This window comes from Pseudoalteromonas sp. MelDa3, from assembly GCF_002863625.1.
GTDB lineage: Bacteria > Pseudomonadota > Gammaproteobacteria > Enterobacterales > Alteromonadaceae > Pseudoalteromonas > Pseudoalteromonas arctica.
On record NZ_PJBR01000238.1, the window covers coordinates 1 to 10,314 of the forward strand.

General features: G+C 40.0%; 10 protein-coding genes. 3 read left to right on the plus strand and 7 right to left on the minus strand.

What is annotated here, in order from left to right:
- Together CXF89_RS20005 and pomA are read right to left on the minus strand one after the other, a co-directional pair.
- A partial coding sequence (locus CXF89_RS20005) for a flagellar motor protein MotB (protein WP_121955571.1) occupies window positions 1–843 on the minus strand: 843 nt, incomplete at its 3' end.
- 2 nt (window positions 844–845) lie between these two features.
- Window positions 846–1,613, minus strand: coding sequence for a flagellar motor protein PomA (gene pomA, locus CXF89_RS20010; RefSeq protein WP_007587114.1), 768 nt, complete (start codon window positions 1,611–1,613; stop codon window positions 846–848).
- A 321-nt stretch (window positions 1,614–1,934) separates the two neighbouring features.
- Between pomA and CXF89_RS20015 the strand changes: the two genes are divergently transcribed.
- From CXF89_RS20015 to dxs, 3 genes are all read left to right on the plus strand, one after another.
- A complete protein-coding gene (locus tag CXF89_RS20015) occupies window positions 1,935–2,177 on the plus strand; it encodes an exodeoxyribonuclease VII small subunit (RefSeq protein ID WP_002961738.1) in 243 nt (80 codons plus the stop codon).
- Between the two features lie 2 nt (window positions 2,178–2,179).
- On the plus strand, window positions 2,180–3,067 hold the full coding sequence (ispA, locus tag CXF89_RS20020; protein ID WP_121955572.1) for a (2E,6E)-farnesyl diphosphate synthase: 888 nt from the start codon (window positions 2,180–2,182) through the stop codon (window positions 3,065–3,067).
- A 105-nt stretch (window positions 3,068–3,172) separates the two neighbouring features.
- On the plus strand, window positions 3,173–5,035 hold the full coding sequence (gene dxs, locus CXF89_RS20025; protein WP_121955573.1) for a 1-deoxy-D-xylulose-5-phosphate synthase: 1,863 nt from the start codon (window positions 3,173–3,175) through the stop codon (window positions 5,033–5,035).
- A 73-nt stretch (window positions 5,036–5,108) separates the two neighbouring features.
- Here dxs and CXF89_RS20030 read toward each other — a convergent pair whose 3' ends face one another.
- The 5 genes from CXF89_RS20030 to CXF89_RS20050 form a co-directional block, all read right to left on the minus strand.
- Window positions 5,109–8,195, minus strand: a complete 3,087-nt coding sequence (locus CXF89_RS20030) for a ligand-binding sensor domain-containing diguanylate cyclase (RefSeq protein ID WP_007587118.1) — start codon at window positions 8,193–8,195, stop codon at window positions 5,109–5,111.
- Window positions 8,196–8,233: 38 nt separating this feature from the next.
- Entirely contained in the window at window positions 8,234–8,719 is a 486-nt protein-coding gene (locus CXF89_RS20035; RefSeq protein WP_007587120.1) for a phosphatidylglycerophosphatase A family protein, read from the minus strand.
- Complete coding sequence (gene thiL / locus CXF89_RS20040) at window positions 8,716–9,690, minus strand: thiamine-phosphate kinase (protein WP_101164009.1); 975 nt, start codon at window positions 9,688–9,690, stop codon at window positions 8,716–8,718. The genes CXF89_RS20035 and thiL overlap by 4 nt, the downstream gene beginning before the upstream one ends.
- Window positions 9,691–9,736: 46 nt before the next feature.
- Window positions 9,737–10,147 carry a transcription antitermination factor NusB gene (nusB, locus tag CXF89_RS20045; protein WP_007587129.1) on the minus strand — a complete coding sequence of 137 codons (411 nt, stop codon included), beginning with the start codon at window positions 10,145–10,147 and terminating at the stop codon, window positions 9,737–9,739.
- A gap of 15 nt (window positions 10,148–10,162) precedes the next feature.
- On the minus strand, window positions 10,163–10,314 hold a 152-nt coding region (locus CXF89_RS20050; protein WP_180961431.1), incomplete at its 5' end, for a 6,7-dimethyl-8-ribityllumazine synthase.

Consider the following 10,314-nt stretch of genomic DNA (forward strand, 5'->3'; position numbering starts at 1 on the left):
ATCTTCATCGGTGTCATTCGGTACAAGTGGTCGTGTTTCAGCTCGACCAACCACCATCATTCGCGTTTTATCAAATCCTTGGACTTTTTGCAGTTCACTTGCAACGGCTACAGCACGCTTTGATGATAGGTCCCAATTATTAATATATAACTCATTTGATACCTGAAAATCATCTGTATGGCCAGATACTGTTATTTCACCGGGTACATCTTTTAACAGCACACCGATATCTTGAATTATAGGTTTAAACTTAGGTTGTAAAAATGCACTACCAGAAGGAAATGAACCATTCTCTCTAATGCGAATAATTATTTGCTGCCCTAATGACTCAAGCTCAATTGCGCCATCGATTATTTGCTTTTCAAGCTGCTGCGCTATCTTTTTAACAAGCTCGTTAGTTTGCTCCTGATCGGCTGCTGAAGTTGCTTGCTCAGAAGATTCTTCTTGTGAGGTACTACGAGATTCGCCACCGCGTTTATCCCCGCGCTGTTCTTGCCTGCCGCCTGCTGAGCTTTCATCGCCAGCCTGAAACTCTAACATTTGTTGAGTCATTTCGACTGTTTGCTGCTGAATGGTTTCTATTGGAGTTGGCTCTGGTTTGCCTGGGGTAAACTCCATGGCAATAACAGAGGTCCCTTTAGGGATGTCTTTTACTTCAATTTTATTCTGCACACCAAAAGCAAACTTCATAGAGCCCGCAATTTGTTTAAACTTAAGTACATCCATTTCTGAAAACGCGAGCAAGAGTACAAAAAAGCACATTAACAGTGACATTAAATCGGCAAACGTTCCCATCCATGCAGGTAGACCTGGTGGTGGACATTTGCACTCTTGATCAGACATAGTTACTCCTCGGTATCTACTTTGCGTTTAGATTCAGCTAAGTAATTTTTCAAAATACCTTCGATTACTTTTGGATTTTGACCATCTTGTATACCTAAAATAGCATCCAAAATTAAACGCTGATTCATCGCTTCCTCGTCTTTACGCAGTTCAAGTTTTACCTGAATAGGAATTGCCACAACATTGGCTAAAAACGCGCCATATAAAGTTGTTAATAGTGCTACTGCCATTGCAGGACCAATTGCCTTTGGGTCATCCATGTTAGACAACATTGCAACCAAACCAATTAGAGTACCAATCATACCCATTGCAGGCCCTATATCAGCTAACGACTTAAATAAACCCGCGCCCAATTCATGGCGAGTCGTAGTTAGAGAAATATCTTTTTGAAGTGTAGCGCGAACTACATCTGCATCATGGCCATCAACGAGCATATCGACGCCTTTGCGCATAAAGGGGTTTGGAATTTCAGCTTCTTCGAGTGCTAAAAAACCGCCTTTACGAGCTGAATCCGCAAGTTCTACTGCTTTTTCGATAAGTATTTCTGGCGTTTCGATTTTAAACATAAACGCTTTGGCAACAACTTTACCTATTCCCAAAAATTGCGACATAGTGAAGTTTGATAAAACAATAAAGAGTGAACCACCAAATACAATAACCACAGACGGGGTATTGTAAAACATAGCCATTTCACCGCTACTACTCATAAACATAGACATGACAATTAAGCCAATTGCGCCTAGGATCCCGATTATGGTTGCTAAATCCACATTTCCTCCAGAAGTTTCATGCTTAATGGCCTTATCATAAACTTTTATTATTAACTGCTTATCGGCAACATATTGAATTGCTTAAGCCATTTTTATAAATAAACATAAAAAGCAGCCTTTAGCACTATCTTAGATCAAGTTATAAAGGCTACCTAATTATCAATTGATTTATTAAACCAAAAGACCGCTATTAAGGCTTTATTAATGCACTTGAAATATAATTTAACGTTATAAAGGTAAAAAACCAATATCATCCTTTGACCTAGTTTAGCATTCCCCCTAAAATTGACCCCTAAATTTATTATGTAAGCTGAAATAAAGATGGCGACTAAAAAACCTGAAAACTTAAGTTTCGAACAAGCACTAGAAGAATTATCTACAATCGTTAGTGACATGGAACAAGGTGACTTATCGCTTGAGCAATCGTTAAAGCAATTTGAACGTGGAATTGCATTAGCAAGTGCTTCATCAGGGAAATTACAGCAAGCAGAACAAAAAGTATCAATTTTGATGGGGAATGGCGAAAAGTCAGTACTTACAAACTTTGATAATGATATGGAATAGCTGTGAGCATAAAAAATCATATTGAACGTGCTCAAAAAGATGTAGTAGCGACCTTACAACAGCATTTTAACCAGCCTCTCGATACAGAAGAAACGGTAAAGAACGCCACCCAGTATGGATTATTTAATGGCGGTAAAAGATTACGTCCATTTTTAGTTTATGCCACAGGTAAAATGCTCGGCGCAAACCATCAAGACTTAAACGTACTTGCTGCTGCAATTGAGTGTATTCATAGCTATTCGTTAGTCCATGATGACTTACCAGCAATGGACGATGACGACTTACGCCGCGGACGCCCTACTTGTCATATAGAGTTTGGCGAGGCAAATGCAATTTTAGCCGGTGATGCTCTTCAAACTCTTGCTTTTGAGCTTATTGCGAATCACAAATTTGAATGCTCATCACAAACACAAGTAAAAATGATTGCTACACTTGCCCACGCATCAGGCCTTCAGGGTATGGTTGGCGGACAAGGCCTTGATATAGCAGCAACTGATAAAGTGATTACCGTACAAGAGCTTGAGCGAATACATAAGCTAAAAACCGGAGCTCTAATTAATTGCGCAATTACACTTGGTGCACTGTGCAGTGAAAAGGCTGATCAACAAACCTTAGAAAATTTAAGTATTTTTGGGTATGCTATAGGGCTAGCATTTCAAGTACACGACGACATTTTAGATGTTGAAGGCGATACAGTTATTTTAGGAAAGCCACAAGGCTCCGATATTGCCGCGAATAAAGCGACATATCCGGCGTTATTAGGTATGCTAGGCGCTAAAGAAAAGGCGCAGAATTTAATACAACAAGCCCATGAAGCGTTAGCAAATATAGATGCTGACACAACACTTCTTGCGTCGCTAGCAAATTACCTAATTGAGCGTGACCACTAATTTTTGCTCATACGTATTGCAATTAGCACTGACATTATTACTCAACATTAATTATTCGTAAAAGCTTTGAATTAATTAATGTTAGCGAAGGATATATATAAAACCATGACACTTGATAGTAGCAAGTATCCATTACTTAATTTGGTTGACGAGCCAGCCCAATTGCGTGACTTAGCGCAAGACAAACTCCCTGCATTTAGCAATGAGCTGCGCGATTATTTACTCAACTCAGTATCGCAAAGTAGCGGTCATCTAGCGTCTGGTTTAGGGACGGTTGAACTAACCGTTGCGCTGCATTATGTTTATAACACTCCAGACGATCGCCTAGTTTGGGATGTGGGTCATCAAGCTTATCCGCATAAAATTCTTACTGGTCGTCGCGAGCAAATGCACACTATTCGCCAAAAAGACGGTTTGCACCCTTTTCCTTTTCGCGATGAAAGCCAATACGATACGTTTAGCGTAGGCCATTCAAGCACCTCTATTTCAGCTGCCTTAGGTATGTCTATTGCTGCACAAAAAGAAGGTAAAGGTCGAAAGTCTGTAGCCATTATTGGTGACGGAGCTATAACCGCAGGCATGGCATTTGAAGCGATGAATCATTTAGGTGATGTAAAATCAGACATGCTTATTATTTTAAATGATAACGAAATGTCGATTTCTGAAAATGTTGGCGCATTAACAAATCACTTTGCTCGAATTTTATCAGGTAGCTTTTATACTAACATTCGTGAAGGTAGTAAAAAGTTACTCTCAGGTGTGCCTCCGGTAAAGCAACTTGCCAGTAAAATGGAAGAGCACATTAAAGGCATGATGATCCCGGGTACCTTCTTTGAAGAATTAGGCCTAAATTACATTGGTCCCATTGATGGTCACGATGTAAACATGCTTGTAGATACATTACGTAATATGCGTAATTTAAAAGGCCCACAGCTTTTACATATAAAAACCCAAAAAGGTAAGGGCTACAAACCGGCTGAAGCCGATCCTATTGGCTATCATGGTGTACCAAAATTCGATCCGAGCACAACTAGCCTACCTAAATCTAAACCTAGTGCTGCTACTTTTTCAAAAGTATTCGGCGATTGGTTATGTGATATGGCCGAACAAGACAGTAAGTTAATGGCTATCACGCCTGCAATGCGCGAAGGTTCAGGCATGGTACGTTTTTCTAAAGAGCATCCAGATCAATACTTTGATGTAGCTATTGCTGAGCAGCATGCCGTTACTTTAGCCGCTGGCTTTGCCTGTGAAGGTTTAAAACCTGTTGTTGCTATTTACTCAAGCTTTTTACAACGTGCGTATGACCAATTAATACATGATGTTGCACTGCAAAACTTACCTGTATTATTTGCCATTGACCGCGCTGGTATTGTGGGAGCCGATGGTGAAACTCACCAAGGTGCGTACGATTTAAGCTTTATGCGCTGCATTCCAAATATGGTAATTATGGCACCAAGCGATACCAACGAGTGCCGTCAAATGCTGTATACCGGCTATAAAGCAAATTGCCCAGTTGCTGTTCGTTACCCTCGCGGTAGTGCAGGTACTGCAGACATTGAAAGCACTATGCAACTGCTTGAAATAGGTAAGGCAGATACAATTAAGAAAGGCAGTAAAATTGCCATTTTATCGTTCGGTACATTACTTGAAAATGCACAGCTTGCTGCAGATGAATTAGATGCAACGCTTGTTAATATGCGCTTTATTAAACCACTTGATACCGCACTTTTAAATGAGCTTGCAACTAGCCACGATGTAATTGTTACGCTTGAAGATAATGCGATTGCTGGCGGTGCCGGCTCTGCAGTTAACGAATTCTTAGCAACGCAAAAAGCTGATATTAATATCCTTAACTTAGGTATTCCTGATGAGTTTATTAAACACGGCACCCAAGATGAAATGCACAATGAAATGGGGTTAGGCGAGCAAGGAATATTAACCGCTATTAAAGCGTTCATTAATTAACTTCCTATACATCTAAAGTTGAGCATATTAAGAAAGGAGCCTAGGCTCCTTTTTTAATATCAAATATTGCTGATCAGCGCATCCACACTTTAATATCAGCTAGGCCATTGCTTTGTAAAATACCTAATTGTTGATCAACGTTAGAATTTTGTTCAAACTCAAATGCATCAAGCTGATCATCAAACGTAATATTTGCAACACCATCACCACCGCGCTTTTTAACTTGGTGCAATGAAATATCAGCTAGGTTAATAGATGTTTCCCAGCTAATTACCTGCCCACCCAAAAGTGGTAATGGATAAAATGACCAACCAATTGATGCCGTGATATTAGTTGTTTTTCCATTTGGTAATTGGAATGAATTAGCCGCTATTACTTTACAAAGATCTGAAGCATAGCTGTCTATTTTATTGCATTTAAAATCACGTAATAATAGTAAAAACTCATCACCACTCCAACGTGCCACATAGTCAGAACCCTGCGTACGCGAATTTAATAATGCAGCCATTTGCTGTAAGCAGCTATCACCTGCAATTGGGCCATAGGCATCATTAATACGGCTGAAATTATCAAAGTTAATAATTACCAGCACCAGTGACTTGCCTTGTGCCTGCAGCGATTGTGAATTACGTTGAAAGTGTTCAATATCTTTAGGGAGTTGATCAAACAAAAAGCGACGGCTACGCAGCCCTGTTAGCTCATCTGAGTGACTAACTAATTTAAGCTGTGAATTCACTTGGCCTAATTTATCATTAGCTTGACGAAGCTCTAAGGTGCGCTCGGTGATCAAGCCCTCTAATGCTTCTTGTTTTCTACGCTCTTGCGCTCTAAACACCCAAAAAATAAGGTAGAAAAGCAAAATAAAGCCACTGGTAATTAAAAGCCTAAAGTAAATAGTTTCGTCAAAGCGCTCAGGCACTACAAAACCGTATTCTACTTCTTGCGCTTTAGTCCAGTCTTCACCTTGGCGCTTCGCTTCTAATTGAAACAAAAACGAGCCTGGAGGCAAGTTAGTATAAATAGCTTCACGTCGCGTATTAGCATAGCGCCAGTCACTATCTAAGCCACTTAGTTTATATCTAAATTCAATACTGTTTGGTGCATAGTAATCAATAGCTGTGTAAGTTAGCGTTATATCACGCTCGTCTGTTTCTAATGATGGTTTTTTACCAAGCGCAGCGGTGGTTAAATGACGAAGTGGTGTTGTTATTGTTTCTATTGTTGGCTTTAATGCAAGCACACCAAATAGCTCTACATTTTTAGGTATTTCAACAACACCTTGTAAGCTTGGGTACCAAATAGAATTGCCGGTGTCTGCTACCGCATCATGCCCAAGTCCACTACAACATTGATTCGCTTTACCATCGAGTTGACGGTCAAAAGATGAAATCACTTCTTCAACTTTTAAGCTTTTTATCTCTGTTTTAAATTGCTCTACAGGCATTCTGTAAACACCTTTCATGGTGCTTACCCAAACATGTTTTAACTTTTCATCATATTCTAGGCTAAATATAGACCCATACGGTAAACCATTAGCTGCATCGAGTTGACGCCACTGCCCTTGCGTACTTCTGTAAAAAAGCCCATCGTTAAGAGAGCCGATTAAAATACCCACGCCATCTATATGTAGCACGCTAGTTACGTATGCACTTTCAAGTGTTGTTTGGTCACCAATTTTTTCAATGCCACGGTCTGTAAAGTAATATGCGCCTTTACTAGTGCCAATCACACCAAAGTTTGTTTTATCCAATACGTAGGTAATAAACTTACTACCTAAAAAAGCGTTATATGCAAAAGGCGTTAAACCAGCATAATTTAATCGATATAAACCGCGTCCGGTGCCAATCCAAAAACCGCCTTTACTAGAGCGACTTATTGCAAATACCGGGTTATCGCGAAGCGCTCGACCAGGGACGGTATAGAGTGTCTTGTTTTCAAAAACAAATAAGCCGCGCCCCGTGGCTATATATAATCGTTCACCATCGAATTGTAGATCGTGTACTGACGCGTATCCATATTTACTACTTGGAACTAAATTAATAAAACTTTTATCTAAATCGAAATAACCGATGCCGCTTTTGTTAGCAACCCACAGTTTTCCATCTGGAGCTTGGCTAATAGCCATAACAGACTCGGTCATATCTGAAACTGCTGAATGCCTTTCTACCCGCCCTTCATGGGCAAGCCATAAGCCTTCACTAAAACTTGCTAACCAAACGTTATTTTTATCATCTCTAAAAATATCAGCAAACCATATGCTTTGATCAAGTTGGCTTGGCTCTACCCATTGCCACTCACCGGTTTTATCTCTAAATAATAAACGTCCATAAGTCGAAACCCATAAGCCACCATCGGTATCACTCATAAACTTATAAACGGCTGAGTTATTTGCATTAGGTAAAGGAAAAGGTCTTAGTTCGTCATCTAAATCTAAAAAGTATGCACCTAGCTCAGAGGCTATATACAAATTACCGTTTAAGAATGATAAATCGTGCACTATGGTTTGCGCTAAGCGCTCTGGTAACGATATTTTAGCGGTAAGCTCTAAACGTAGTTTAGAGAAATCTGATGAGTTTTTAGTAAGGCGTAATAAATGACGATCATTAACCAGCCAAATACCTTCAGGAGAGAGTGCCATTTGGCTAACAGAGCCAACAATTTGGGTAATTACGGTAGCATTAACAATAGGTAGGGGACCATTTACTTGAGTGCGTAAATCAACTTGCCCTCTATCTACATAGTATAAACCATTAGCCGCAATCCATATGCTGCCTTTAGAGTCCTCAAGAATATCTCTTACTGGACCTTTAATATTAAACTCTTGTGCTGCAAATGTGGCAGGATTAATAACTACCAAGCCACTTTTAGTACCTACCCACAATAAGCCACTAGAATCGACTAAAAGTTTATTAATACCATTACTAGGCAAGAACGGGCTATTTTGCGTGTTGTAGTTTGTAAACGTTGTGCCATCAAAACGGCTTAAGCCAAACTGAGTACCAAGCCACATATAGCCTTGCTGGTCTTGTACTACGCTTTTAAGTGATTGCGAAGGTAGACCATCTTTTATATTCCATTGCTTAACTACGTAATCACTAATTGAAGCCCAACTTGGTGTCGCGCACAACATCAGTACACAAACCAGTAAAAATCGCATCATATTGCTGCCACCTAGTTAAACAAATCAAATATAAAAAATTAAAAGGGTAGTAAACCCACTTTTATTAGCGCCTGTAAGCATATAAGCGAAAAAACGCCCGCAAGTATATCATCGGCCATAATACCTAAACCACCATGTACTCGTTTGTCTAGCATACGGATTGGGCCAGGTTTTGCTATATCAAAAAAGCGAAATAACAAAAAACCAACGAGTAATGTTTGCCAGCTAAGTGCTGCACCAATCATTGTAATGTAATAGCCTGCCACTTCATCCCATACAATAGCAGGATGGTCGTGCACGCCTAAATCATCAGCCGTTTTACCGCAGGCCCATATACCAAATATACTGATCACTACGGCAAATACAATTTGCAACCATAGCGGATAATACATAGTCATAAAAATGAATGGCAGTGCAGCAAAAGTGCCAAATGTACCAGGTGCTTTAGGGGCTAACCCAGTACCAAAACCCAAACCAAAAAACTGATGTGGGCGCTTTAAATTAAACTTTCGGTTTTTGTTCAAACCAGCTCCTTTGCAAAATGCTCAAAACCTTGCTGCTTAAAATCAAACTTTTCACCGTTGTGTAAAAGTTCAATTTGACCATCGCCACTTTTAATTTGGCCTATGCATGTTGCATCTACACCATACTGGCGTAGTTTTATTTCTAGCATACTTTTATTGCTATCAGGTACAGTAAAAATTAATTCGTAATCATCACCGTAACTGAGAATAAATGGCAGCTGCTGATTAAAATCAAGGCTTGCTTGCATTGCATCTGAAGTCGGAATACTTTCAATATTCACAACTGCATTTACTTGCGACATATCAAGTATATGGCTTAAATCAGCAATTAAACCATCCGATACATCAATAGCCGATGATGCAAGGCCTCGCAATACCTGTCCTGCAGCAACACGCGGTGTTGGAAAGTCAAAGCGCTTATTTAAGTACTTTAAATGTTCTGGCTCAATACTTATACCTTGTTTGCGAGACTCAATTGCAAGTCCAGCGTCACCTAGCGGACCTGTAACATAAATCCAATCACCCACTTTCGCACCACTACGGCGAAGTGCAGTACCTTCTGGTACAGTCCCTTTTGCACAAATAGTGATAGTTAATGGGCCTTGCGTGGTATCGCCACCTATAATTTGCACATTAAAGTATTCTGCAATTTCATGCATGCCTTCAGTAAACTCTTCAATCCACTGTGGGTCAATACTTGGCAAGGTTAACGCAACTGAAACCCATGTTGGCTCAGCGCCCATTGCCGCTAAGTCACTTAAATTAACAGCAAGCGCTCTGTGACCTAATGCACGAGGGGAAATATCATCAAAAAAGTGTACGCCAGCAACAAGAGTATCTGTTGTAACGGCAAGTTGGCAGTTTTGTGGAACGGTTACTAAAGCGCAATCATCCCCTATACCTAGGTTTACATCACGACGGGTGATCCCGCGACCTTTAAAGTAGCGGTTAATTAATTCAAATTCCTTCATACACAAAAAAGCCGGCCTATGCCGGCTCCCCTCTTTAACGGTTTACTTACTTGCGTAAATGCTTAACAGCTTTATCAAGTACACCGTTTACAAATTTATGGCTGTCTTCAGCGCCAAATATTTTGGCCAGCTCAATACCTTCGTTGATAGCAACTTTATAAGGTACATCTTCACGGAACTTAAGCTCATAGCTGCTTAAACGTAAAATTGCGCGCTCAACCATATCTAAGTCATTAAACGGACGTGTTAAATGTGGTGATACAGCTTCGTCTAGTTGCTTATAATTTACAGCAACACCCGTCGCTAAATCTTTAAAGTATTCAACATCAATTTTAGTAACGTCTGTTTCGATCAACATTTGTTGTTCGATATCGGCAATTAAATTGCCACTTATTTGCCAAGAATAAACGGCTTGGAGTGCTAAGATACGTGCTTTACGTCTTGCTGCTGGTTTCACAAAAATTCCTTAAACTTAAATTTTATCTAACACATTAACCATTTCAAGCGCGCCTAAAGCAGCTTCGCCGCCTTTATTGCCCATTTTGGTGCCAGCACGCTCAATTGCTTGTTCAATGCTTTCTGTGGTTAATACGCCAAATGCAACCGGGATATCATACTCAAGTG

Bases quoted from the DNA above. Each gene is read 5' to 3' on its own strand.
- CXF89_RS20015 (WP_002961738.1), top strand. From the start codon at position 1,935: ATGGCGACTAAAAAACCTGAAAACTTAAGTTTCGAACAAGCACTAGAA.
- dxs (WP_121955573.1), top strand. From the start codon at position 3,173: ATGACACTTGATAGTAGCAAGTATCCATTACTTAATTTGGTTGACGAG.
- CXF89_RS20030 (WP_007587118.1), bottom strand. From the start codon at position 8,195: ATGATGCGATTTTTACTGGTTTGTGTACTGATGTTGTGCGCGACACCA.
- thiL (WP_101164009.1), bottom strand. From the start codon at position 9,690: ATGAAGGAATTTGAATTAATTAACCGCTACTTTAAAGGTCGCGGGATC.